Source organism: Puerhibacterium puerhi (genome assembly GCF_009846865.1).
In the GTDB taxonomy this organism is placed as follows: domain Bacteria; phylum Actinomycetota; class Actinomycetes; order Actinomycetales; family Cellulomonadaceae; genus Puerhibacterium; species Puerhibacterium puerhi.
This window is the reverse complement of sequence record NZ_WUWN01000009.1, coordinates 58,312-81,315: the sequence shown is the minus strand read 5'-3', so window position 1 is coordinate 81,315 and position 23,004 is coordinate 58,312. Positions and strand designations below refer to the sequence as shown.

Genomic DNA, 23,004 nt, shown 5'->3' with positions numbered 1-23,004 from the left:
CCAGCGCGCAGGTCAGCCGGTCTTGCGGGCGGCGGTGCGCCGGCGCGAGGACGACGCGTCGTCCTTCGACGACGAGCCCTTGGCCGACGAGGACCTCGACGCCGACGACTTCGAGCCCGAGGACTTCGAGCCCGAGGACTTCGAGGACGACTTCGAGCCCGAGGACTTCGCCGACGTCGAGGACGACTTCGAGGCCGACTTCGACGACGAGCCCTGCTTCTCGCCGTCCTGCGCGCCGTCGTCGGCGGCCCCACCCTTGCGCGACCGCGCCTCCTGGACGCTCTTGCGCAGCGCCTCCATGAGGTCGATCACCTCGGCGCTCTCCTCGGCCGGCTGCTCGCCGAACGTCTCGGCGGTGTCGATCGACTCGCCCTTGGCGATCTTCGCCTCGATGAGCTGGCGCAGCTGGACCTGGTAGTCGTCGGTGAACTCCTCGGGCGAGAAGTCCGACGCGAAGCTCTCCACGAGCTGCGACGACATCGCCAGCTCGCGGTCGGAGACGGTCACGTCGTCCTCGAGCGACGGGAAGTCGGCCTCGCGCACCTCGTCCGCCCACAGCAGCGTCTGCAGCACGAGCGTCTTGCCGCGCACGCGCAGCACCGCCAGGCGGGTGCGCTGGCGCAGCGCGAACTTCACGACGGCGGAGCGCTCGGTCTCCTCGAGCGTGCGGCGCAGGAGCACGTACGCCTTGGCGGACTTGGAGTCGGGCTCCAGGTAGTACGTGCGGTCCAGCATGATCGGGTCGATCTGGTCGCTCGGCACGAACTCGACCACCTCGATCTCGCGGTCACGCTCGGCGGGCAGGGCGGACAGGTCGTCCTTGGTGAGCACGACCGTGTGCTCGCCGTCGTCGTACGCGCGGTCGATGTGCTCGTACGGCACCGTCTTGCCGTCGATCTCGCACACCCGCTGGTACCGGATGCGGCCGCCGTCGGCGTCGTGCACCTGGTGCAGCGGCACGTCGTGGTCCTCGGTCGCGCTGTACAGCTTGACCGGCACGTTGACGAGGCCGAACGAGACGGCACCCTTCCAGATCGACCGCATGAGCCCATGCTGGCCCGGCCTGCGGCGGCGCGCCACCGACGTCGGCGCGCCGCCGGTCGCTCACACGAGCGCGACGACCCCGAGCACGCCGACGGCGAGCGCCAGCACCAGGGACACGCCGATGAGCACGGCGTGCACCGTGTAGAACCGGGTGCGGCGCCCGGCGGCGTCGGTGGCGCGCGGGTCCTTGGCGACGCGCTGGAAGAACCGCGGCCAGATCAGCAGGTTCCACAGGGCCGTGACGACGAGCACCACCGCCCACGCGACGGGCAGCTGCACGCCGCCGTCGGCCACGCTCACAGCCCCACGGCGTCGAGCTTGGCCGACAGCTCCGCGTCGGTGGGCTCGACGAAGTGGTCGCCGTCCGGGAACACGACGACGGGGATGTTGGTGCGGCCGGAGATCGCGTGCGCGTCGTCGGCCTTGGTGGGGTCCGCCTCGAGGTCCACGTACACGTAGTCGACGCCGCGGGCGTCGAGCAGCCGCTTGCTGCGGCGGCAGTCGCCGCACCAGGCGGCGCCGTACATGGTGAGCTGGGCGGGGTGGGCGAGGTCGGTCGTGCCGTCGGTCATGGCCGTGATGGTAGGCGCGGGCGCGCACCCGGCGCTGTTCCGTGCGCCACTCGCGCTCGCCCTGCCGGTCGCCCCTGTCAGTCCCCCTGGCGGCGCGCGACGTCGTCGGCCGCCTCGGCCGTGCGCCAGAAGGCGTCGAGCATCTCCTGGGCCATCTCGGGGGCGCTGAACAGCGAGTCGCGGTGCTCGGCCGGCTCCCGCTCCCCCGCGATCGCGCGCACCTCGTCGTGGATGCGCTCCATCGAGCTGTCGAGCGACCACGCGACGTCGGCGGCCAGCTTGAGCGAGTCGGTCAGGTGGCGCGGCACGTCCCGGTCGTACTTGTAGTAGATCTTGTGCTCCAGGCTCGCCCAGAAGTCCATGGCGATGGTGCGCAGCTGGATCTCCACGACGACGTCCTCGACCCGGTCCGACAGGTAGACCGGCACCTGGACGATGAGGTGCAGCGACTTGTAGCCGTTCGCCTTGGGGTGGGCGATGTAGTCGCGCTCCTCGACGAGCGTCAGATCCTTCTGCGCCGCCAGCATGTCCCGCACCCGGTAGATGTCGGACACGAAGCTGCAGGTGATGCGCACGCCGGCGACGTCGAACATCTTCGTCCGGATGCCCTCGGGCGTCAGCGGGATGCCCTTGCGCCGGCACTTGGCGGCGATGGAGTCGAGCGACTTCAGGCGCGAGCCGACGTGCTCGATCGGGTTGTAGTCGTGGATGTGGCGGAACTCGTCGCGCAGGATCGAGATCTTCGTCATGATCTCGTCGATGCCGAACTTGTAGTTCAGCACCAGCCGCCGCAGCTCGTGCATCCGCGCGCGCACCACCGCGGGGTCGGGCATCGGGGGGCGCAGGGCGTCGTCGGCGGCGAGCGGCTCGGTCACGCCCTCCACCGTAGGGCCGCCGGCACGGGGGACCTGTGAACGTCCCGTGTGAGACGCGTCCGGGACGTCGCCGAGCCCACCCGCCCAGCCCACCCGATGCCCACCCGATGCCCACCCGACGGGCGCTGGGCAGCGCCCCGGCACAGGATGAGGCATGGCCGCCGCGCAGACCGTCACCGTCGAGGGGCACCGCGTCCAGCTGACCAACCTCGACAAGGTGCTCTACCCCGCCACCGGAACCACCAAGGGCGAGGTGCTCCAGTACTACGCCCAGGTCGCTCCGGTGCTGCTGCCGCACGCGCGCCAGCGCCCCGCCACGCGCAAGCGGTGGCCGAACGGCGTCGAGGGCCAGGTGTTCTTCCAGAAGAACGCGGACGCCTCCACCCCCTCGTGGGTCCGCACGCGCCGCATCCGGCACAAGTCCTCGACCAACGACTACGTGCTGGTGAACGACCTGGCGACGCTCACGTGGCTGGGGCAGACGGCGACGCTGGAGATCCACGTGCCGCAGTGGCAGTTCGGGCGCACGGGCGCGGCGCACCCGCCCGACCGGCTCGTGCTCGACCTCGACCCGGGCCCGGGCGTCGGGCTCGCCGAGTGCGCGCAGGTGGCGCGCTGGGCGCGCGCCGTCCTCACCGGGATGGGCCTCGACCCGCTGCCGGTGACCAGCGGGTCCAAGGGCATCCACCTCTACGCCGCGCTCGACGCGTCGGGCAACGCGGGCACCGGCGGGGTGGGGTCCGCCGACCAGGTCTCGGCGGTGGCCCACGAGCTGGCCCGCTACCTCGAGGCAGAGCACCCCGACCTCGTGGTGAGCGACATGAAGAAGTCGCTGCGCCAGGGCCGGGTGCTCGTCGACTGGTCGCAGAACAACGGCAACAAGACGACGATCGCGCCGTACTCGCTGCGCGGCCGTGACCACCCGACGGTCGCCGCACCGCGCACCTGGGAGGAGCTGGACGACCCGGACCTGCGGCACCTGACCTACCCGGAGGTGCTCGAGCGCGTCGAGCGCGACGGCGACCTGCTCGCCGGGCTCACCGCCGGGCACCTGGCGCAGCTCGAGCCCACGCCGGAGCACATGGCGCGGTTCGAGCGGCTCGAGGTCTACCGCGCCAAGCGCGACCCGGAGAAGACCCCGGAGCCCTTCGGGGCAGCCGAGCCGGGCGCCGCGCCCGGCGCGGCGCCCGACGACAGCGACGACGACGGCGACGGCGACGGCGACGAGCGGCCCACGTTCGTCATCCAGGAGCACCACGCCCGCCGGCTGCACTGGGACTTCCGCCTCGAGCACGAGGGCGTGCTGGTCAGCTGGGCGCTGCCCAAGGGTGAGCCGGCCGACCCGCGGCAGAACCACCTCGCCGTCCAGACCGAGGACCACCCGCTGGAGTACGGCGGCTTCGAGGGCACCATCCCGAAGGGCGAGTACGGCGCCGGGGAGGTGACCATCTGGGACGCCGGCACGTACGACCTCGAGAAGTGGCGCGAGGGCAAGGAGGTCATCGTCACCCTGCACAGCGAGCGGCGGGGGTCGCGCCGCCTCGCCCTCATCCACACCGGCGGGAGCGACGAGGCCGGATGGCTCATCCACCGCACCAAGGAGCAGCCGGCCGGCGCGGCCGGGCCCGACGCCGTCGACGCCGGCGCGGGGACCGCGGTCCAGGAGAACCCTGGCTCCCCCGCCGTCGACGTGCCGCTGCGCCCGATGCTGGCCACGCTCGCGGACGCGGGCGAGGAGCGCGCGCTCGCCGCGGACGGCCACGACGGGCGGCCCGCCTGGGCCTTCGAGATGAAGTGGGACGGGTTCCGCACGCTCGCCGTGGTGGAGGCCGGCGACGGAGCCGGCGACGAGGCCGGCGACGAGGCCGGCGACGGAGCCGGCGAGGGCGGCCGTGCCGGCCGCCGGGTGCGGCTCGTCTCGCGCACCGGACAGGACATGACCGGCACCTACCCGGAGCTCCAGGTGCTCGCCGGGCAGGTCGGCGACGACCTGCCCGTGGTGCTCGACGGCGAGATCGTCGCCCTGGACGACAGCGGCCGGCCGCGGTTCCGCCTGCTGCAGCAGCGGGCGAACATCCAGCGCGCGGCGGACGTGGCGGCGGCGCGCGCCAAGGTGGCGGTGGACCTCATGGTGTTCGACGTGCTGCAGGTGGGCGCCCGGACCCTGGTGCGCGAGCCGTACGACGCGCGGCGCAAGGTGCTCGAGGACGTCCTGGCCGCCCGCGCGCCCGTGCACCTGCCGCCGGCGTTCGACGGCGACCTCGACGCCGCGATGCGCACCTCCCGCCGGCTGGGCCTGGAGGGCGTCGTCGCCAAGCGCCGCGACGCCGCCTACTCCGACCGCCGCTCGCGGCAGTGGCTCAAGCTCAAGCACTCCAGCGCGCAGGAGGTCGTGGTGGTCGGGTGGCGCCCGCTGCACGCGGGCACCCACCGCGAGGACGACCACCGCGCCGGCTCGCTGCTGCTGGCGGTGCCCGTCGACGGAGAGCTGCGGTACGCCGGCAAGGTCGGCACCGGCTTCACCGAGGCCGACCGCCGGGCCGTCGCGCAGCGCCTGCACGCGCTGGCGCGCAAGACGCCGCCCGTCGAGGGCGTGCCGCGGCCCGAGGCGCGGCACGCGCGCTGGGTCACCCCGCGGCTCGTGGGCGAGGTGGAGATGGCCGAGTGGACCGGCGACCCGGCCCAGGACCCGGACGCGCGCCTGCGCCAGCCGTCCTGGCGCGGCTGGCGGGAGGACAAGACGCCCGACGACGTCGTCGTCGAGCGCTGACCGCCCGCGACCGCCGATGAGTCCCGGGCGCGGGCGTCGTCGGACCCGGTGCCCACCCGATCACCACGCGCCAAGGAGCCCGCCATGAGCACCGACGTCCCCGCCGAGACCACCGGCGCCCCCACCGGCCTGCCCACGCCCCCGACGCCGCGCATCGCCGCGTCGCACGTCTTCGTCAACCTGCCGGTGCGCGACCTCGACGCCGCCAAGCGGTTCTACGAGGCGATCGGCTTCGCCGTCGACCCCACCTTCACCGACGAGAACGCCTCGGGGATCGTGTTCGGGACGTCGATCTACGCCATGCTGCTGCGGCCGGAGTACTTCGGCACGTTCACCAGCCGGCCGCAGACCGACCCGACCCAGGCCATCGAGGTGATCACCGCGCTCGGCCTGGCCAGCCGCGCCGACGTCGACGCCGTCGCGGACGCCGCGCTCGCCGCGGGCGGCACCGAGTCGCGCCCCACGCAGGACCTGGGGTGGATGTACTCGCGCGGCTTCTGCGACCTCGACGGGCACCACTGGGAGGTGCTGGCCATGGACACCGAGACCGCGGCCCAGGCGTTCGCGCAGGGCACGGGCCACGCCGGCGACGGCGCCTGAGGCCCTGAGGTCCCGGTCGCGCGCCCGGGCGGGAACATCCGGCCGGGCGCCGACCGTTGCCCCCGTCATGCGAGCGATCACCTACTCCCGATACGGCAGCGCCGACGTCCTCGAGCTCACCGAGCAGCCCGACCCGAAGGTCGGCGCCGACACCGTGCTGGTGCGCGTGCGCGCGGCCTCGGTCAACCCCGTCGACTGGTCGATCCGCCAGGGCTACCTGGACGGCCTCATGGACGTGGCCTTCCCCGTGATCCCGGGCTGGGACGTCGCCGGCGTGGTCGAGCGCGTGGGCCTGGACACCCCCGAGCTGCAGGTCGGCGACGAGGTGTACGGCTACGTGCGCAAGGACTGGGTGCACGGCGGCACCTTCGCCGAGCTCGTCGCCGCCCCGGTGCGCACCCTCGCGCGCAAGCCGGCGTCGCTCAGCTTCGAGGAGGCCGCTGCCGTGCCGCTCGCCGGCCTGACCGCCTACCAGTCGATCGCCCGCTCGGGGGTGCGCGCCGGGCAGACCGTGCTGGTGCACGCCGCGGCCGGCGGCGTCGGCTCGTTCGGCGTCCAGATCGCGCGCCACCTCGGCGCGCGCGTCATCGGCACCGCGAGCGAGGGCAACCACGACTACCTGCGCGGCCTGGGCGTCGAGCCGGTCGCCTACGGCGAGGGCCTGGGCGACCGCGTGCGCGCCCTGGCCCCGGACGGCGTCGACGTCGTGCTCGACTTCGCCGGCCACGGCGCGGTGGCCCAGAGCGCGTCGCTGCTCGCCCCCGGCGGCGTGATCACCTCGATCACCGACGCCTCGGCGCGCGACGAGCACGGCGGCCACTACGTGTGGGTGCGCCCGTCGACCGCGGACCTCGACGCGCTGCGCGGGCTGATCGACGACGGCGCGGTGCGCGTCGAGGTGGCGCGGGTGTTCGGCCTCGCGGACGCCGCCGAGGCGCACCGGGCCAGCGAGTCGCGCCACGGGCGCGGCAAGATCGTCGTGCGCGTCTGACCGCCGTCCGGCCGGCGGCACGGCCGCGGTGGCACGCTGTGGCGGCACGGCCGCGGTGGCACGCTGGGCCCATGACGCCCTTCGCCCCGCACGTCTACGCCGAGCGCCGCCGCCGGGCCGCCGCGCAGGCGGCCCGTGCCGGCCTGGACGGCCTGCTGGTCACGCCCGGTCCGGACCTCGCCTACTTCCTCGGCTACTCCCCCGCCGCCACGACCGAGCGCCTCACGCTGCTCGTGGTCCCGGCCGCCGACGGTGCGGCCGAGCCGGACGGCGTCGCCCAGGCGCTCGCCGTGGTGCCCCGCCTGGAGGCGCACGACCTCGAGGTCGGGGCGGTCGGGCCCGTGGAGGCCCTGGCGTGGTCCGACGGCGAGGACGAGCACGCCGTCGCCGCACGGCTGCTGCGGCCCGGCGGGCGGTACGCGATCAGCGACTCCGCCTGGGCCCTGCACGTCCTGGGGCTGCTGGAGGCCCTCCCGGGCGCGGCGCTCGTGCCGGTCACCCGCGCGCTGCCGATGCTGCGGGCGGTGAAGTCACCGGAGGAGGTGGCGCGGATGGCCGCCGCCGGGGCCGGCGCCGACGCGGCCTTCGGCGAGATCCTCGCGCGGCCGTTCGCCGGCCGGCGCGAGCGCGAGGTGGCGGCGGACCTCGACGCGCTGCTGCGCGCGCACGGGCACAAGCAGGTCGACTTCACGCTCGTGTGCGCCGGCGAGAACGGCGCCGACCCCCACCACGACGCCGGCGACCGGGTGCTCCGCGAGGGCGACATGGTGGTGCTCGACTTCGGCGGGCTGGCCGACGGGTACGGCTCGGACACCACCCGCACCGTGCACGTCGGGGAGCCGAGCGCGCAGGAGCGCGAGGTGCACGACGTGGTGCGCGCCGCCCAGGAGGCCGGCGTGCGCGCCGTCGTACCCGGCGCCACCTGCCAGGACGTCGACCGCGCGGCCCGCGCCGTCGTCGAGGAGGCCGGCTACGGCGAGCACTTCATCCACCGCACCGGGCACGGCATCGGGCTGACGACGCACGAGCCGCCGTACATGGTCGAGGGCGAGACCCGGCCGATCGAGGCGGGCATGTGCTTCTCGGTGGAGCCGGGGATCTACCTGCCGGGCCGGTTCGGGGTGCGGATCGAGGACGTCGTCGTGGCGTTCGACGACGCCGTGCCCGGCGCGGCGCGCCGGCTCAACGACTCCCCGCGCGCGCTGCAGGTGGTGGGCTGAGCAGGCCGGTCAGCCGACGCCGTTGACGACGTCGCTCACCCGCCGCTCGAGCACCAGCGCCATCGCCGCGAGCGCCACGCAGCCGACCACGATCACGGTGACGAACGCGCCGCCGGCCCCGTGCTGCAGCAGCACGCCCGCCGCGACGGGACCGGCGATGGTGCCGCCCTGGAACGCGGCGGAGTTGACGGCGTTGTAGCGCCCCCGCAGGTGGTCGGGCGCCATGTCGTTGACCACGGCGGGCAGCGCGGCCTGCATGAGGGTCTCACCCAGCCCGAACACGCTGTGGAAGGCCAGCACGCCGACGACTGCCGCCGCCGTGCCGGGCACCAGGCCGGTGAGGCCGAGCAGCCCCCAGGACGCGGCCCAGATGGCGGCCATCACCACGAGCACCCGGGTGCGCCGGTGGCCGCGGGCGCGGTTCATCACCCAGAACTGCAGCAGCACGATCGCGCAGGTGTTGACCACGAACGCCAGGCCGACGGTGCGCGTGGACACCTCGGAGACCTGCCGCGCGTACGCCGGGAAGCCGCCCTCCATCTGCCCGTACCCGACGAACGCGGCCACGACGGACAGGGCGGTCAGCCACGCCACCTCCGGGCGGCGCAGGATCGCGAGGTAGCCGGTCGTCGCGCCGGCCGCCGTCGCGGCGTCGGCGGCGGGGCGGGCGGCGCGGCCGTGCAGGTGGCGCAGCGGGCCCAGCAGCACCACGGCGGGGACCACGAAGGTGGCGGCGTTGACGAGGAAGGCGGCGACGAACGTGCCGGGCCGCTCGACGTCGACGACGAAGCCGCCGACCACGCCGCCCACGCCGATGCCGAGGTTGAGCAGCGCGAAGTTCACGCCGTAGTACCGCTGGCGCAGCTCGCCGGTGACCACGGTGGCGACCAGCGCGTTGACCGCGGGCCAGGCCACCCCGAGCTGCACGCCGAACAGCGCCAGGCCCAGGCCGGCGACCAGCGGCGTCGTCGCGAGGGCGATCACCGTGCACCCGGCCACGGCGGACGCGAGCCCGCCGAGGATGACCATGCGCGCCCCGAACCGGTCCACGAGCCAGCCCGCCGGGCCGGTCACGGCGAGGCCGACGACGGCGACCAGGCCCATCAGCGTGCCGGACAGCGCGAGCGGGAAACCGCGCACCTCGTGCAGGTAGATGATCGTGAACGGCAGGGTCAGGCCGCGGCCGAAGAACTGCACGACGACCGTGGACAGCAGCCAGCGGCCGTCCCGGGGCAGGGCGGACCAGAAGTCGAGGGCGCCGGAGCGCGAGCGAGCAGGTGAGGGCACGGGAGGATCCTTCCCCGTGCCGGTGACAGCGGGCGAGCGGTTTTCGGACCGCGCGGTGCCCGGGGCACCGCGCGGTCCGGACCCGTCGGACTGCCGCGTCAGACGGCGGTGTACCCGCCGTCGATCAGCCAGTACGCGCCGGTGACGAAGGACGCGTCCTCGGACAGCAGGAAGCGCACGACGGTGGCGACCTCGCGCGGCTCGCCCAGGCGGCGCAGCGCGTGCCGGCCGACCAGCGCCTGGCGCGCCTCGTCGGTCAGGCTGGACTCGACCAGCGGCGTGCGGATGTACGCGGGGCCGACCGCGTTGATGCGCAGGCCCTGCGGGCCGTACTCGGCGGCGGCGTTCTTGGTGATGCCGACGACGCCGTGCTTCGCGGCGGTGTACGCGCCGTTGCCGAGCGCCGCGACCGTGCCGTGGATCGAGGCCATGTTGACGATGGCGGACTGCTGCGCGCCGGCCTCGAGCATCGCGGGGATCTGGTAGCGCATCCCGTACAGCACGCCGTTGAGGTTGATGTCGATGACCCGGTCCCAGTCGTCCAGGTCCGTCTCCCCCGCCGGGGCGGCCTTGCCGCCGATGCCGGCGTTGTTGACGGCGTAGTTCAGGCCGCCGAAGGTCTCGCGCGCGAACGCCACGGCCCGCTCGGCGTCCTCCTTCGTGGCGGTGTCCTGCTGGAACGCCGCGGCCTCGCCGCCGGCGGCCGTGATCTCGTCGGCCACGCGCCGGGCCGCCTCGAGCCGGATGTCGGTCACGACCACCCTGGCGCCGTGCGCGGCGAGCTCCTTGCTGATCGCCTCGCCGATGCCCGAGCCCCCGCCGGTCACCAGGGCCACCCTGCCGTCGAACGTCATCGCCTACCTCTTTCTCGCGGGTCCGGCGCGAGCGGCGGCGACCGTGCGGCCGGGTGCCCGTGCGGACGTGGTGCCCCGGCGGGCCCGGCGTGTTGCGTCGCGGCCGGTCAGGACGTCTGACACCTCGACCGTAGACCTGCACGGGCGCCCTCGGCCGCCCAGGTGACGAAAACCACTCAGCCGGTCGGGATCGAGGCCGCTGCCGGCGTGCCGTCCCCGTCCGCGCCGGCCGGCTCGGGCCGGGCGAGGAGCTCGAGCAGCCCCAGCGCGATGAGGACGACGACGGCGACGGTGGCGATCAGCCCGGGCGTCGGGGAGCCCGCCAGCAGCAGCCACAGCGCCCCGAGGCCGACCACGACGGCCCGCGCGAAGCCCCGGTGCCGGCCGAGCCACACGCCGACCGGCCCGGTCGTCACGCCCCGCTCCTCGCCCGCCCCGCGGGCGCGCGCGGCGGCCCGGGAGAAGCCGGCGCGCAGGCTGCGGGCCGAGGCGCTGCCGCCCCCGAGGTAGGCGCCCAGCGCGACCACGAGCCCCAGCACGCCGACGGTGCGCAGCGTGAGCCGCAGGAACGCCACGAGCTGGTCGAAGACCACCTCGGCCGCGTCGAGCCGCAGCACCGTGCCGCTCAGGGCGTCGAGGTACAGGTTCCGCGCCACCGCGAGCCCGACGCCGAGGACGACCATGGCCCCGGCGAGCGCCAGCCCGGCGACCATGAGGGTGCGCACCCGGTGGACGGCGACGAGGACGCCCGCGGCCAGCAGGCCGAGCGCCACCCACGGCAGCCACGTCGTCAGGGTCACGACCTGGGCGTAGCGGTTCTGCAGCACGACCAGCTGGCTCGACTGGGCGATCGTGAACGAGGCGTCCACCTCGGGGATCCGCGCCGCCACGGTGAGCCCACGGTCCACGAGCCGCTGCTTGAGCAGGTCGACGACGCCGGCGAGCTGGATGGTCAGCTGCCCGTCCTGACCGACCTGGAGGACCTGCCCCTGCTCGCCCCGCATGACCTGCTCGAGCTGCTGGTGCGCGACCCGGTTCGCCTGCGTCCAGGCCTGCGCGAACGCGTCGCTCTGGACGACGTCGTCGGCGGCCCGTCGGACGAACGACTCGACGCCGCTGGTCAGGGGCGCCTGCAGCGCCCCGATCGCATCGGTGGCGCGCGGCGGGACGCCCCGCTCGGCCAGGCCGCTCGTGACCTGGTCGAGCAGCGCGCCGACGTCGATGCGCGAGACGACCTCCTGGGTGATCCGCCCCGCCACCGCCGACTGCACGGTGGGGTCGCTCGCCAGGGGGGCCACCGTCGCGACGTACCGGTCGGTGTCGGTGAGCTCGCGCTGGGCCCACGCCGCCACGGCGCCGACGGGCGCCAGGAGCGTGCCGAGCACGACGAGGATCGCGCTGACCACGCTGCGCACGCGCCGGCGGCCACGGCGAGCAGGGGGCCGCTCGCCGTCGCCGCCCGGCGGGGCGCCGCCGACGAGAAGCCTCGCGCGCAGCTCGGCGTTCTCCCGCTCGAGGGCGGCGAGCCGAGCGGCGGTCGAGGAGCCGGTCGGCTTCCCCGGCGCCTCCGCCGGCGAGCCCTCGGGGTTGTCCCCCGGCAGACCGGTCGCGTCGCTCACGGCGTCCTCCCGATGCGGTCGGTGCCCCGTGCGGGGCGGCGGGCCTCAGGTCAGCGCCTTCTCCTTGAGGCGGGCGTACTCCCGCTCGTCGACCACGCCGGCGTCGTACAGGGCCTTGGCCTGCGCGATGTCGTCCGCCGCCGAGCGGCCGCTGCCGGCCGCCTGCCGGATGTACTCGTCCGTCGCCTGCTTCGCCTGCACGGCGGCCTCCGCGCTGCGGTCTGCCATCCCCTTGCCCCGACCGATGACGTAGACGAGCGCTGCGAGGAACGGCAGCACGATCAGGGCGACGATCCACAGCGCCTTGAGCCAGCCGTTGAGCCCCCGGTCCCGGAACAGGTCGGCGACGATGTGGAACAGCAGGATGAGGTACGCGATGAAGCAGAACCACCAGACCATGAGCCAGAACCAGTCCCAGAAGGTGTCCATGGGCGCTCCTCGAGTCAGGGCCGCGAACGCCCGCGGCCGACACCACTGTGGGCAGGCGCCGCGGGCCGGGCCTCACCCGTCCCGGGTAGTCCCCCGGGCTGCGCCGCGACGGGTGGGCCGAGGTCACCCTGGGTGGGTGAGCCGAGCCACCGGGGCTCCTGTGACCGTGGGTCGGAGACCGCCGAGGGAGGCCGTGATGACTCCTGCGCACACGCCGGGCCCGGTCTCCTCGGGTCCCACGACCGGACCTGCCGGCCGGGGCGTGCCGGCCGGTGCACCACCCGCCACGCCGACCGGCACGCAACCGGCGGCTGCCGCCTGGCACACCGCGCCGGCCGGCGCGGTGTGCGCGGACCTCGGCGTCGACCCGGCGGTGGGGCTGACGTCCTACGAGGTGGTCGGGCGGCGCGCTCACTACGGTCCGAACGCCCTGGCTCAGGTGCGCGGGGAGCGGCCCTGGCAGGCGTTCGTCCGGCAGTACCGCGACCTCATGCAGCTGGTCCTGCTGGGCGCCGCCCTGGTCAGCTTCCTGGCGCTCGGCGACGTCGGCACGGGCGTGGTGCTGGTGGCCCTGACCCTGGTCAACGCGCTCATCGGCCTGCACCAGGAGGGCAAGGCGGCGCAGAGCGTCGCGGCGCTGCGCCAGATGCTCGTCATGACCGCCACCGTGCGCCGCGACGGCCGCCAGCAGCAGGTGCCGGCCGAGGAGCTCGTGCCGGGCGACGTGGTCGGGTTCGAGGCGGGCGACAAGGTGCCGGCGGACGGTCGCCTGCTGGTGGCCGCGTCCCTCGAGATCGAGGAGGCGGGGCTGACGGGCGAGAGCACCCCGGTGGCCAAGACCGCCGAGCCTGTAGCGCGGGCCGACGCCGCGCTCGGGGACCGCACCGACATCGCGTACATGAACTCGCAGGTGACGCGCGGACGCGGCGAGATGGTGGTCACCGCCACCGGGATGGCCACCGAGGTGGGCCGGATCTCCGGGATGCTCGGCAGCGTCGAGCGCGACACCACGCCGCTGACCCGCCAGCTCGACCGCATCACCGTGCTCATCACGTCGATGGCCGGCATCGCCCTGGTCGTGGTGATCGGGCTCGGGCTGCTGCGCGGCGAGGCCTTCGACAGCCTCTTCGTCGTGGCCGTCAGCCTCGCGATCGCGTCGATACCCACCGGCCTGCCGGCCGTGGTGACGATGCTGCTGTCCGTGGGCACGCGCCGGCTCGCCGACTCCGGGGCGATCGTCAAGCGCCTGAGGTCGGTGGAGACGCTGGGCTCGACGTCGGCGATCTGCTCGGACAAGACCGGCACCCTCACCCTCAACCAGATGACCGCCCGGCGCCTCGTGCTCGCCGGGCGGCGGTTCACCGTCGACGGCGAGGGCTACTCGACGGCGGGCCGCGTGCTGGCCGCGGCCGGCGCGGGCGACATCGCCCTCGAGCCCTTCGCCCTGCCGATGGCCCTGGCGAGCGACGCCGTGGTGCGCGACGGGGAGTGCCTCGGCGACCCGACTGAGGGCGCGCTGGTGGTGCTGGCCGCGAAGGCGGGCCTCGACGTCGAGCAGACGCGCCGGGAGCACCCGCGCCTGGCGGAGGTGCCGTTCGACGCCGCCTACAAGCTCATGGCGACGGTCCACGAGATCGACGGGGTGCTGCGCTGCTACGTCAAGGGCGCCCCCGACGTGCTGCTGGCCCGCTCGAGCCGCTACCTCGCGGCGGACGGCAGCACCGTGGCGCTCGACGACGCCGCCCGCACGCTCGTGGCCCGGGAGAACGACGCGCTGGCCCGCGAGGGCATGCGCGTGCTGGCGGTGGCGCGCCGCGACGTGACCGAGGCCGACCTGGCCGGCGACCTGCTCGACGCTCTCGACGACCTGGAGCTCCTGGCCCTCGTCGGCATCGTGGACCCGCCCCGCCGCGAGGCGCGCGACGCGATCGCCGCGTGCCGCACCGCGGGGATCCGGGTCCGGATGATCACCGGCGACCACGTCACGACGGCGGCGGCGATCGCGCGCCAGCTCGGCATCGAGGGGCGCGCGATCACCGGCGCCCAGTTCCGGGCCATGTCCGACGTCGAGCTCGGCGCCGAGGTCGGCGGGATCGGCGTGGTGGCGCGCGTGGCCCCCGAGGACAAGGTGCGGCTGGTCGAGGTGCTCAAGCGCCAGGGCGCCGTGGTGGCGATGACGGGCGACGGCGTCAACGACGCGCCCGCGCTGGCCCGGGCCGACATCGGGGTGGCGATGGGCATCACCGGCACGGAGGTCACCAAGGACGCCGCCGAGATGATCATCACCGACGACGACTTCGCGACGATCGTCACCGCCGTCGAGGGCGGCCGCGGGCTCTACGACAACCTCATGAAGTACATCCGGTTCCAGATGGTCGTCCTGGTCGGGTTCATCCTCACGTTCGTCGGCGCCGGCATCTTCACCGTCGCGGGCGGCACGCCCCTGACCCCGCTGCAGATCCTCTGGGTGAACTTCGCCGTCGACGTGCCGCTGGCGGCGGGCCTCGGCTTCGACGCGCCCACGCCGGGGCTCATGCGCCGCCGCCCGCGGCCGCCGTCGGCCCCGGTGATCGGCCGCGCCCTGGCCGTGCGCCTCGGCGTGGGCGGGCTGCTCGTGGCGACCGGCGTGCTGCTCGCCGTCGCGTGGGGCGCCGGCCGCGCGGACCTGGCGGTGGCGACCACCATGGGTCTGACCGCCATGTCGCTGATGCAGGTGGTCGCCGCCCTCGAGTGGCGCGACCCGCACGCGAGCATCCTGTCGCACGAGACGCTGGCGAACGGCCGGTTCGTGCTGCTCGTCGTGGTCGTGCTGGCGCTGACCTTCCTCGTCTCGACCCTCGACGGCCTGCAGCGGGTCTTCGGCACGGTGGCCCTGGACGGCCGCCAGTGGGGGGTGTGCGCGCTGGTCGCGCTGGCGTTTCTGCTGCTGGTCGAGCTCGGCAAGCTGGTGCTGCGGCGCGTCGGGCGACGGCGCTGAGCCTGCCTGTCGGGCTCGACGGCAGCTCGACGGCAGCTCGAGGGCGTCAGCGGATGAGGCCGAGCTCCCGGCCCCGGCGCACCGCGTCCCGGCGGCTGGCGACGCCCAGCTTGCGGTAGAGCGCCTTCAGGTGCGCCTTGACGGTGTTGACGGAGACCACGAAGTCCTCCGCGATCTCGACGTTGCTCTCCATGGTCGGCAGCACCGCGAGGATGGCGAGCTCGCGCTCGGTCAGGGGCTCGACGAGCGAGTCTGGGCCGGGGCGGTCCACGGCGACCGGCAGCCGTTCACGGAGCGTCCGGGCGAGGGGGCCGGGCCGGTGGGCGACCGCGCCAGCGACGACGGGCCGCAGGTCCGCGGTCGCCACGGTCAGGAAGGGCAGGGCCAGCTCCTCGGGCTCCGCCGTGTCCAGAGCCCGCTCGACCGCCCGGTCCGCCCGGCGCGTGCCCGCGCGCCCGAGCGCGGACGCCTCCACCAGCAGAGCCTCGACCCGGGTCAGCGCGTCGAGCTCACCCTCCCGCCCGCCCGGCACGCCCGCGACGGACCGTGCCGCCGCGCCCGCACGCCCCGTGGCGAGCAGGACCCGGGCGCGGCTCACGTCGGCGACCTGCGGGGAGCACCGCGTGCCGTCGGCTGCCGCCACGTCGCGCGGTCCGCCGCTGTCGAGCACCGCCAGCTCCGTCTCGACGCGCGCCCGCAGGTCGGCGAGCAGGGGCGGCAGCGCGACCGCCCCGAGCACACGATCGCACTCCGCGAGCGAGCGGCGCGCGCCCTGGGAGTGCCCGTGCGACGCCGCCAGGAGCGCCTGGAGGAGGTGCACCGCCGCCTCCGACGCGGGCTCGCACCCGCCTGAGCGTACGGTCAGCGCGTGCACCAGCCGGCCTGCCGCCGCAGCGTCGTCGGCTCGCAGGAGCTCCGCCCACCCGAGCGCCGCGTGCGCTCCGCGCGTCTGCACGTGCGCCGCCCAGCCCCTGGCCGACGCCTCCTCGAGCACGGCGCGCGCCAGGCGCTCGCCCTGCGACGGCCGCCCCGAGGCGACCGCCTGCAGGGCGGCCGCGGACCGCGCCCCGAGCCCGACGAGCTCCCGGGCGGCGCGCAGATCGCCGTCGGCGACGTCCGCCGGCCCCTGAGGGTCGACCTCGCCGCCGTACGTGGGGTCAGCCGCCGAGAGCGCACGCACGTCCCCCGGCAGCGGAGCCGGCGGGTCGACGCCGCACCACGCGAGGCCGGCACGCTCGTCCTCGCGGCCGAGGCTCCGGTACGTCTCCAGGGCGAGGAACGGGAACGGCGCGCGGTCCGCCGCGGCGACGGCAGCCGCGCCCGCCGCCGCCAGGCGGCGTACGTCGCCGCGGACGCGGGCCGCCGCGGCGTCCAGCACCTCGAGCAGGACCGCCGCCGGTGTCTCGGCGCCCTCGGCGTCCGCGGCGAGCAACGCGCGACCACGCGCGATGTGCTGCTCCGCGGCGTCGAACCGGTCGGTGGCCAGGGCCAGAACCGCGGCACACAGGTGCAAGGACGGGTCGGGGTCGAGGGTAGCGAACGGCACACGCGCCAGCGCTGCGGCGAGCGCCGGTCGGCGAGGCCCGACGAGGTGGGCCGCTGCCGCGTCGACGACCACGTCGCCCACCAACGACCAGTCGCCGGAGTCGACGGCGTGCTCCAGCGCGCGCAGCGGCTCACCGTGCCGGGCGAACCACCGGGCGGCGGCCCGGTGGGCCTCCTGGAGGTGCCCCGGGTCCTCCAGCTGCAGCTCGTGGCGGAGCATCTCGCGCAGCAGCGGGTGGTACCGGTACCAGGTCCCTTGCGCGTCCAGCGCCGTCACGAACCCGTTGGACGCGGCCAGCTCGAGCAGCAGGCGCGCGGCCGGCGCGCCGGGGTCGAGCACCGCCGCGAGCTCCGCGCAGACGTCCGCCGCCACCGACGTGCGCAGCAGGAACTGCCGCTGCGCACGATCGAGCCGGTCGAGCACCTCGGTGAGCAGGAACTCCGCCGCCGACCGCTCCGCCCGCGCCCTGCCCGCCGGTCCGGTGGGCGCCTCCACCCGCAGCCGGACGCCGACGGGCCACCCGCCGGTGTCGGCCAGGAGCCGGTCGACCTGCGCGGGCGCGAGGCGGCGGCCCTCCAGCGCCCCGAGGGACGCCACGTCCGACTCGTCGAAGGCCAGGTCGCCGGCGCCGAGCTCGACCACCTCGCCCCGGCCGCGCAGCCGCTGCAGGCTCAGCATCGGGTCGAGGCGGGTCAGCACGACCAGGTGCAGCGGCAGCGGGTAGCGCAGCAGGTCGTCGATGCTCTCGAGCACCTCCGGGTCGGCGACGTGGTGGAAGTCGTCGAGCACCAGCACCACGGGCGCGGGCAGCATGTCGACCGCGAAGAGCAGCCGGCGCAGCAGGTCGGAGGTGAACCGGGCGGGGATCTGGACGGCGTCCAGCGGGTGTCCCGGCGGTGCGACGCCGGTACCGCGCACCGCCGCCAGGACGTCCGCCCACAGCGTCGTCGGGGTGTCGTCGTAGGGCTCGAGAGTGACCCACGCGACGCGCCCCGCACGCGTCCGGGCCCACGCGGCGACCGTCGTCGTCTTGCCCCAGCCCGGTCCCGCCGAGACCAGGGTGAGCCGTCGCTCGACGGCGGTGTCGAGCGACGCCTCGAGGCGGGGCCGGCGGACCAGCGCGCGCGGAAGCACGGGGACGCTCGTGCGGGCGCGCGTCGGCCCCACGGCGGCCGGGGCTCGCACGCGGAGCCACGGCTCGGCACCCGCTCGGACCGAGACCATACGACGAGAGTACGAGCGCCGCTGCCCGCCGGCGATCACCCAGGTCGGGTGACACACGAACGCCCGGCCGCTCGTACCGTGGCGGCGGCGCGCGCCGACGACAGCGACGGCGACGACGACGGCGCGGGCGCCGGCGAGGGCGAGGCGAGGGCGACGACGGGACGGCAGCAGGACGGGAGTCCGCGGATGGACGTGTCGAGCGGGGCCGGAGCCACCCGGCGACGTCGGGGCGCCGCCGTCGCCGCCGTGACCGCGGCCCTGGCGCTCGGCGCCTGCTCGCAGGCCGGCGGGTCGGGCCCGTGCGTGCGCTACGACGCGGTCGCCGTGCAGGTCGAGCAGCTGCTCGCGGGCGGACCGGACAGCCTGTCGTCGCGCGTGCCGAGCGCGCCGCCGAGCGCGGGCACGCCCAGCGCCGGCGGCCAGGTGGAGATCATCGCCGTGCAGTCGGTTCTCGACCAGCTCGACCGGCTCGACGCCGAGGCCCAGCAGCAGGACGACGACACGGCCGCCGACCGGGCCAGCGCGGCGATCGAGGACCTGGAGGCGCGGCTGCGCGACTACGGCGCCGCGCTGCGATCCGGCGCAGCCGACGCGCGCGCGACCGCCGAGGAGTCCCTGGCCGAGGTGCGCCAGAGCTGGGCGGGGGTGACGCGGGCCATGAAGACGTACTGCGGCGCCACCCCCGCCGGGTGATCCCCCCGCGCGACGACGCGCGCACGCTGGACGGCGTGCGCGCGGCTGTCGGCCGCGCGTCCTCGCGGGACCGATGACGGCGGGGTGGTCCGGATGACGCAGGTCGAGCTGACCGTCGTGGGAGCGGTCCGCCAGGGCACGGATCTGAGCGAGTTGGGCGTCCGCCGCTCGACCACCTGCACCGTCCTCGAGCTCGCGGTGCGGGACCAGTCCGCGCTGTACGGGGTGCTGCAGCGTCTGGCGGCGCTCGGCCTCGAGCTGCGCGAGCTGCGAACGGTCCCGGCGGGCGGCCGGCCGGACGTGGAGGTGACCGTGCACGGACCCGTGGGGATCGTGCTGCGCGCGATGCTCGGCAGCATCAGCCGTTCCGAGGCGGCCGAGACGTCGTCGTACACCGTGCGCGACGTCGACCTGTCCGAGGTGCTCGCGCTGATGGACAGCGTCGTCGACGACGGAGGCGGCGGCGGAGGCGGCGGCGGCGCGCGCGGGTCCTCACCCCGCGCGGGTGAGGACGGGAACCGGGCCCCGGCGCACGGTGGGGGCGCAGAGAGCATTCGGGATCCGGGCGGCCGGACGGGGACGAAGGGGCGCGAGATGGACCGGACGATCGACGAGATGGGGCCCGTCGACTACCTCGTGGTCGAGTTCCCCGAGAACAAGCTGAACGGTGAGGCGCTGCCGCTCCTGGTGGACCTCGTCGACCGCGGCATCATCCGCCTGCTGGACCTCGCCTTCGTCGAGAAGGCCGCCGACGGCACCGTGGCCGGCATCGAGCTGCACGACCTCGACGTCGACGGGGACTTCGACCTCGCCGTGTTCGACGGGGCGTCGTCGGGGATCCTCGCCGAGGACGACCTGCAGGAGGCGGGCGCGACGCTCCAGCCCGGCAGCGCGGCCGGAGTGCTCGTCTACGAGAACGTCTGGGCGGCCCCGTTCGCCGCGGCGCTGCGCCGCGGCGGCGGGATGATCGCCGCCAGCGGCAGGATCCCCGTGCCCTCGCTGGTCGCGGCGCTCGACGCCGCAGAGGGCCACTGAGCCGAGAAGGAGCACCACCATGCCCGGACTGCTTCGCGGGGTCGCCCGCACCGCCGTCATCGCCGGGACGGCCAGCGCCGTCTCGGGCCGCGTGCAGCGCCGCCAGCAGGGCCGCTGGGCGGAGCAGGATGCGCAGCGCGCCCAGGCTGCCGGCTACCCGCCGCAGTACGCGCAGCCCCAGTATCCGCAGCCCCAGTACGCCCCGGCGCCGGAGGCACCGACCGGCGGCGAGACGGACCCGACGATCGCGCAGCTGCGCCAGCTCGCCGAGCTGCGCGACCAGGGCGTCCTCACCGACGCCGAGTTCGCCGCGCAGAAGGCGCGGATCCTCGGCGGCTGACCCGCTGAGGACCCGCGCCTGGGCACCGTGCACCCCCGCCCCGACGTCGGCTCAGACGTCGAAGACCTCGGCCAGCGTGCTGCGCTCGGCCGGGGTCAGGTTCGTCTCCACGAGCCGGCCGCCGACGCCGTGGAACCGCTCGCCGAGCCGGTCGAGGTCGGCGCCCTCGGTGACGGCGAAGAGCGCCGACGTCCCGGGCGTCACCTCCGACCGGATCCGCTCGAGCTGCTCCTCGTCGATCCCGACGGCGTCGACGGCCCGCTTGGCGCCGCCCGCCGCCGCGCCGACCGCCGCTCCCGCGACGGGGGCGAGGAACAGGGTGCCGACGAGCGCGCCCCAGAACGCGCCCCAGCCGACCGTGCGCCGGCCCGCGTCGTGCGAGTGGTGCATCGTGGGCGCGTCGGCGCCCGGCGGCCAGGAGACGACCGCATGGTCCACGACGGTCACGAGGCCGTCGGCCGCGGCGTCCTGCAGGATCCGGGCCGTCCGCTGCGCGGCCTCCGGCTCGTCGTACTTCCACACCGTGAACGTGGTCATGACCCCAGCTCCCTCGTCGGTCCTCACCGCGGTGCCGGGCGGTCGCCCCGGCAGAACCATCGTGGCCGCGGCACCCGGCGACCGGATCACCCGTGCGGGGGCAGGTTCGGGAGCCCGCGATGACCCAGCACGCCGCCGCCCGCCACCGCCGCCTCGCGCTCCCGCACGTGCCCGAGATGCTCTACGGCGCCGTCGTCACCGCGTCGGTCCTCGCCGTCTTCAGCGCGCACGCCCCGGAGACCGCCGGCGTCGTCGTGGCCACCGCGGCGGTGGCGGTCGTCTACTGGCTCGCCCACGTCTACGTCGACGCCGTGGGCGGACGCTTCGTCGACCCCGCGCACCCGACGCACGTCCGCCTCGCCACGTCGCTCGCGCAGAACTGGTCGGTGCTCATCGGCAGCGCGCCGCCGATCCTCGTGCTGCTGCTCGCTCGCGCGCTGGGCGCGGGCGCCCAGACGGCGGCCTGGGTGGCGCTGTGGTTCACCATCGCCATGCTGGTGGCCGCCGGCGGGGCCGCGGCCTACCGGGCCGGGGCGCGCGGCGGCGCGCTGGTCGCCGAGGCGCTGGTCGCCGGCGCGTTCGGCGTGCTCGTCGTGCTGCTCAAGTACGCGCTGCACTGAGACCGGCCGGTACGGTCGGGCTGTGACCGAGCCGCTCTCCCCCGCCGACCGCGTGACCTTCCGCCTCGCCCGCCGCGCCGACCTCGCGCGCGTCGTCGAGCTCATCGCCGACGACGCCGTGGCGGCCGCCCGCACCGGGGCGTTCGGCCCGGCCCACGAGGCCGCCTTCGCGGCGATCGAGGCCAGCCCGAACGACGAGCTGTGGGTCGCCGAGCTCGACGGCGACGTCGTCGGCACCATGCAGCTGACGTTCGTGCCGGGCATCTCGCGGGCGGGCGCCACCCGGCTGCTCGTCGAGGCGGTGCGGGTCGACGCCCGGCTGCGCGGCCAGGGCCTGGGGCGCCGGCTCATGGAGCGCGCCCACGCCCGCGGCCGCGAGCGCGGGTGCGCGCTGGCCCAGCTCACCAGCGACAAGGCCCGCCCCGACGCCCACCGCTTCTACCGCTCGCTCGGCTACGCCCAGTCGCACGAGGGCTTCAAGCTGCCGCTGTGACGTCAGCGCTGTGACGTCAGCGCTCCTGCGTGCCGAAGTACTCGCCGCGGGCGAGCACGTGGCCGCGCGCGAGCGCGATGACGTCGTCGAGCCGCCGCAGCCGGGCGGTGTCCGGGATGGCCCGGTCGAGCGCGAAGAGGTGGAAGCCGTAGGTGTGGCGGCCGTGGCCCGGCAGCGCGCGCGGGCCCTGGTAGCCCCGCAGGCCGAGCGAGCCGGGGACGAACCGCACCCGGCCGCGGCCCACGCGGGCCGGCTCCGCCGGGCTCGTGAGGGTCAGCGCCCCCTCGACCGCGCGCTTGGCCGAGGGGTCGCCCAGGGCCACGAGGTGCACGAACGGCCGCCGCGCCGGGGCGTCCGGGTCCTCGACGACGAGCAGGAGCTGGGCGGTGCCCTCCGGCGGGCGCGACCACGTGAACCCGGGCGCGACGTTGTCCCCCACGCCGCGGCCGGCGTACCGGCGCGGGATCGGCGCGCCGTCGGCGAACGCGTCGCTGACGAGCTGCAGGGTGGGCGGCATGCCGGGCGCGAGGCGCGCGACGACGCCCTGCGCGGTGCCGGCGCGACGGCGGCGCAGGAGCCGGCCGACGGTGGCGACCGCGCGGCGTGACGAGGTGGACGTGTCGGGCACGGTTCGAGGCTCGCACCACGGCGGCGCGCTCGCCCGGCCGGCGCGCGGGCGGGGCCGTGGACGCCGGCGGCTGCGCCGCGCGCTACCGTCGCCCCGTGCCGAACACCGTGCCGATCACCCTGCGCGACGCCGCCGCGTCCGACGCCGCCGCCTGCGCGGCCCTGTACGCGCCGTACGTGACCGGCACCGCGGTCAGCTTCGAGGACGTCCCGCCGTCGGACGCCGAGATGGCGCGGCGCATCGAGACCTACGGCGCGAGCCACGCGTGGCTCGTGGCCGAGGCCGACGGCGTGCTGGTCGGCTACGCCTACGCCAGCCCCTACCGGCCGCGCCCCGCCTACCGCTGGACCGCCGAGACGAGCGTGTACCTCGGCCTCGACGCGCCGCGGCGCACGGGCGCCGGGCGGGCGCTGTACGCCGCGCTGCTGGAGCGGCTGACCGCGCGCGGCTACCGGCAGGTCATCACCGGCATCGCGCTGCCGAACGACGCGAGCGTGGGCCTGCACCGCGCGCTGGGGTTCGCCGAGGTCGGCGTCGAGCGGCAGGTCGGCTGGAAGCTCGGCGCATGGCACGACCTGCTGCGGATGCAGCGCGCCCTGGTGCCCGGCACCGGGGCGCCCGACGAGCTGCGCTGACCCGGCGCGGGCCCG

Annotated in this window: 22 protein-coding genes; 11 read left to right on the top strand and 11 right to left on the bottom strand. The window is 75.6% G+C overall.

Annotated features, from left to right (window positions below; translation table 11 throughout):
- Positions 1-12: 12 nt before the first annotated feature.
- From ku to GSF02_RS07390, 4 genes are all read right to left on the bottom strand, one after another.
- Positions 13-1,044: a non-homologous end joining protein Ku gene (gene ku / locus GSF02_RS07405; protein WP_159794292.1), complete on the bottom strand. Its 1,032-nt coding sequence runs from the start codon at positions 1,042-1,044 to the stop codon at positions 13-15.
- Positions 1,045-1,104: 60 nt separating this feature from the next.
- Positions 1,105-1,344, bottom strand: a complete 240-nt coding sequence (locus tag GSF02_RS07400; RefSeq protein ID WP_408003872.1) for an SCO4848 family membrane protein — start codon at positions 1,342-1,344, stop codon at positions 1,105-1,107.
- Entirely contained in the window at positions 1,341-1,616 is a 276-nt protein-coding gene (locus GSF02_RS07395; protein ID WP_159794290.1) for a glutaredoxin family protein, read from the bottom strand. The genes GSF02_RS07400 and GSF02_RS07395 overlap by 4 nt, the downstream gene beginning before the upstream one ends.
- Before the next feature lie 77 nt (positions 1,617-1,693).
- A complete protein-coding gene (locus GSF02_RS07390; protein WP_159794350.1) occupies positions 1,694-2,449 on the bottom strand; it encodes a GTP pyrophosphokinase in 756 nt (251 codons plus the stop codon).
- A gap of 196 nt (positions 2,450-2,645) precedes the next feature.
- On the opposite strand from GSF02_RS07390, the gene GSF02_RS07385 reads away from it, so the two are divergent.
- From GSF02_RS07385 to GSF02_RS07370, 4 genes are all read left to right on the top strand, one after another.
- Positions 2,646-5,261 carry an ATP-dependent DNA ligase gene (locus GSF02_RS07385; protein WP_159794288.1) on the top strand — a complete coding sequence of 872 codons (2,616 nt, stop codon included), beginning with the start codon at positions 2,646-2,648 and terminating at the stop codon, positions 5,259-5,261.
- Between the two features lie 84 nt (positions 5,262-5,345).
- Entirely contained in the window at positions 5,346-5,861 is a 516-nt protein-coding gene (locus GSF02_RS07380) for a VOC family protein (RefSeq protein WP_235915434.1), read from the top strand.
- Between the two features lie 67 nt (positions 5,862-5,928).
- Positions 5,929-6,852 (top strand): NADP-dependent oxidoreductase, encoded by a 924-nt coding sequence (locus tag GSF02_RS07375; RefSeq protein WP_159794286.1) that lies wholly within the window; start codon positions 5,929-5,931, stop codon positions 6,850-6,852.
- A gap of 71 nt (positions 6,853-6,923) precedes the next feature.
- Positions 6,924-8,072: an aminopeptidase P family protein gene (locus GSF02_RS07370; protein ID WP_159794284.1), complete on the top strand. Its 1,149-nt coding sequence runs from the start codon at positions 6,924-6,926 to the stop codon at positions 8,070-8,072.
- Positions 8,073-8,081: 9 nt separating this feature from the next.
- Here GSF02_RS07370 and GSF02_RS07365 read toward each other — a convergent pair whose 3' ends face one another.
- The 4 genes from GSF02_RS07365 to GSF02_RS07350 all read right to left on the bottom strand — a co-directional run bounded on the left by GSF02_RS07365 (position 8,082) and on the right by GSF02_RS07350 (position 12,261).
- A complete protein-coding gene (locus GSF02_RS07365; protein ID WP_159794282.1) occupies positions 8,082-9,359 on the bottom strand; it encodes an MFS transporter in 1,278 nt (425 codons plus the stop codon).
- 98 nt (positions 9,360-9,457) lie between these two features.
- Entirely contained in the window at positions 9,458-10,213 is a 756-nt protein-coding gene (locus GSF02_RS07360; protein WP_159794280.1) for an SDR family NAD(P)-dependent oxidoreductase, read from the bottom strand.
- A 176-nt stretch (positions 10,214-10,389) separates the two neighbouring features.
- A complete protein-coding gene (locus GSF02_RS07355; RefSeq protein WP_201308834.1) occupies positions 10,390-11,832 on the bottom strand; it encodes a hypothetical protein in 1,443 nt (480 codons plus the stop codon).
- A gap of 45 nt (positions 11,833-11,877) precedes the next feature.
- Positions 11,878-12,261, bottom strand: a complete 384-nt coding sequence (locus GSF02_RS07350) for an SHOCT domain-containing protein (protein WP_159794278.1) — start codon at positions 12,259-12,261, stop codon at positions 11,878-11,880.
- A gap of 196 nt (positions 12,262-12,457) precedes the next feature.
- Between GSF02_RS07350 and GSF02_RS07345 the strand changes: the two genes are divergently transcribed.
- The gene (locus GSF02_RS07345; protein ID WP_201308833.1) at positions 12,458-15,238 is read left to right on the top strand and encodes a cation-translocating P-type ATPase; all 2,781 of its coding nucleotides are present in this window, start codon (positions 12,458-12,460) and stop codon (positions 15,236-15,238) included.
- Positions 15,239-15,284: 46 nt separating this feature from the next.
- Here the strand turns inward: GSF02_RS07345 and GSF02_RS07340 are convergent, their stop codons facing one another.
- On the bottom strand, positions 15,285-17,918 hold the full coding sequence (locus tag GSF02_RS07340; protein ID WP_159794276.1) for a helix-turn-helix transcriptional regulator: 2,634 nt from the start codon (positions 17,916-17,918) through the stop codon (positions 15,285-15,287).
- A gap of 138 nt (positions 17,919-18,056) precedes the next feature.
- Between GSF02_RS07340 and GSF02_RS07335 the strand changes: the two genes are divergently transcribed.
- From GSF02_RS07335 to GSF02_RS07325, 3 genes are all read left to right on the top strand, one after another.
- Positions 18,057-18,701, top strand: a complete 645-nt coding sequence (locus GSF02_RS07335) for a hypothetical protein (RefSeq protein WP_159794274.1) — start codon at positions 18,057-18,059, stop codon at positions 18,699-18,701.
- 93 nt (positions 18,702-18,794) lie between these two features.
- Complete coding sequence (locus GSF02_RS18795; protein WP_235915433.1) at positions 18,795-19,736, top strand: DUF6325 family protein; 942 nt, start codon at positions 18,795-18,797, stop codon at positions 19,734-19,736.
- Between the two features lie 19 nt (positions 19,737-19,755).
- Positions 19,756-20,076: an SHOCT domain-containing protein gene (locus tag GSF02_RS07325; protein WP_159794272.1), complete on the top strand. Its 321-nt coding sequence runs from the start codon at positions 19,756-19,758 to the stop codon at positions 20,074-20,076.
- 51 nt (positions 20,077-20,127) lie between these two features.
- Here the strand turns inward: GSF02_RS07325 and GSF02_RS07320 are convergent, their stop codons facing one another.
- Positions 20,128-20,613 carry a DUF1269 domain-containing protein gene (locus GSF02_RS07320; protein WP_159794270.1) on the bottom strand — a complete coding sequence of 162 codons (486 nt, stop codon included), beginning with the start codon at positions 20,611-20,613 and terminating at the stop codon, positions 20,128-20,130.
- A 119-nt stretch (positions 20,614-20,732) separates the two neighbouring features.
- On the opposite strand from GSF02_RS07320, the gene GSF02_RS07315 reads away from it, so the two are divergent.
- Positions 20,733-21,233 (top strand): hypothetical protein, encoded by a 501-nt coding sequence (locus GSF02_RS07315; RefSeq protein WP_159794268.1) that lies wholly within the window; start codon positions 20,733-20,735, stop codon positions 21,231-21,233.
- Positions 21,234-21,255: 22 nt separating this feature from the next.
- Positions 21,256-21,726 carry a GNAT family N-acetyltransferase gene (locus tag GSF02_RS07310; protein WP_235915432.1) on the top strand — a complete coding sequence of 157 codons (471 nt, stop codon included), beginning with the start codon at positions 21,256-21,258 and terminating at the stop codon, positions 21,724-21,726.
- Positions 21,727-21,742: 16 nt separating this feature from the next.
- Here GSF02_RS07310 and GSF02_RS07305 read toward each other — a convergent pair whose 3' ends face one another.
- Positions 21,743-22,354: a YbhB/YbcL family Raf kinase inhibitor-like protein gene (locus tag GSF02_RS07305; protein WP_159794266.1), complete on the bottom strand. Its 612-nt coding sequence runs from the start codon at positions 22,352-22,354 to the stop codon at positions 21,743-21,745.
- A gap of 95 nt (positions 22,355-22,449) precedes the next feature.
- Here GSF02_RS07305 and GSF02_RS07300 point away from each other — a divergent pair, with 95 nt between their 5' ends.
- Positions 22,450-22,989: a GNAT family N-acetyltransferase gene (locus GSF02_RS07300; RefSeq protein WP_235915431.1), complete on the top strand. Its 540-nt coding sequence runs from the start codon at positions 22,450-22,452 to the stop codon at positions 22,987-22,989.
- The last annotated feature ends 15 nt before the right edge of the window (positions 22,990-23,004 follow it).

Excerpts from the sequence above, each read along its gene's own strand:
- GSF02_RS07385 (WP_159794288.1), top strand. The coding sequence starts at position 2,646 with ATGGCCGCCGCGCAGACCGTCACCGTCGAGGGGCACCGCGTCCAGCTG.
- GSF02_RS07315 (WP_159794268.1), top strand. The coding sequence starts at position 20,733 with ATGACCCAGCACGCCGCCGCCCGCCACCGCCGCCTCGCGCTCCCGCAC.
- GSF02_RS07345 (WP_201308833.1), top strand. The coding sequence starts at position 12,458 with ATGACTCCTGCGCACACGCCGGGCCCGGTCTCCTCGGGTCCCACGACC.
- GSF02_RS07395 (WP_159794290.1), bottom strand. The coding sequence starts at position 1,616 with ATGACCGACGGCACGACCGACCTCGCCCACCCCGCCCAGCTCACCATG.
- ku (WP_159794292.1), bottom strand. The coding sequence starts at position 1,044 with ATGCGGTCGATCTGGAAGGGTGCCGTCTCGTTCGGCCTCGTCAACGTG.
- GSF02_RS07360 (WP_159794280.1), bottom strand. The coding sequence starts at position 10,213 with ATGACGTTCGACGGCAGGGTGGCCCTGGTGACCGGCGGGGGCTCGGGC.
- GSF02_RS18795 (WP_235915433.1), top strand. The coding sequence starts at position 18,795 with ATGACGCAGGTCGAGCTGACCGTCGTGGGAGCGGTCCGCCAGGGCACG.
- GSF02_RS07380 (WP_235915434.1), top strand. The coding sequence starts at position 5,346 with ATGAGCACCGACGTCCCCGCCGAGACCACCGGCGCCCCCACCGGCCTG.
- GSF02_RS07370 (WP_159794284.1), top strand. The coding sequence starts at position 6,924 with ATGACGCCCTTCGCCCCGCACGTCTACGCCGAGCGCCGCCGCCGGGCC.
- GSF02_RS07390 (WP_159794350.1), bottom strand. The coding sequence starts at position 2,449 with ATGCCCGACCCCGCGGTGGTGCGCGCGCGGATGCACGAGCTGCGGCGG.
- GSF02_RS07375 (WP_159794286.1), top strand. The coding sequence starts at position 5,929 with ATGCGAGCGATCACCTACTCCCGATACGGCAGCGCCGACGTCCTCGAG.
- GSF02_RS07320 (WP_159794270.1), bottom strand. The coding sequence starts at position 20,613 with ATGACCACGTTCACGGTGTGGAAGTACGACGAGCCGGAGGCCGCGCAG.
- GSF02_RS07350 (WP_159794278.1), bottom strand. The coding sequence starts at position 12,261 with ATGGACACCTTCTGGGACTGGTTCTGGCTCATGGTCTGGTGGTTCTGC.
- GSF02_RS07325 (WP_159794272.1), top strand. The coding sequence starts at position 19,756 with ATGCCCGGACTGCTTCGCGGGGTCGCCCGCACCGCCGTCATCGCCGGG.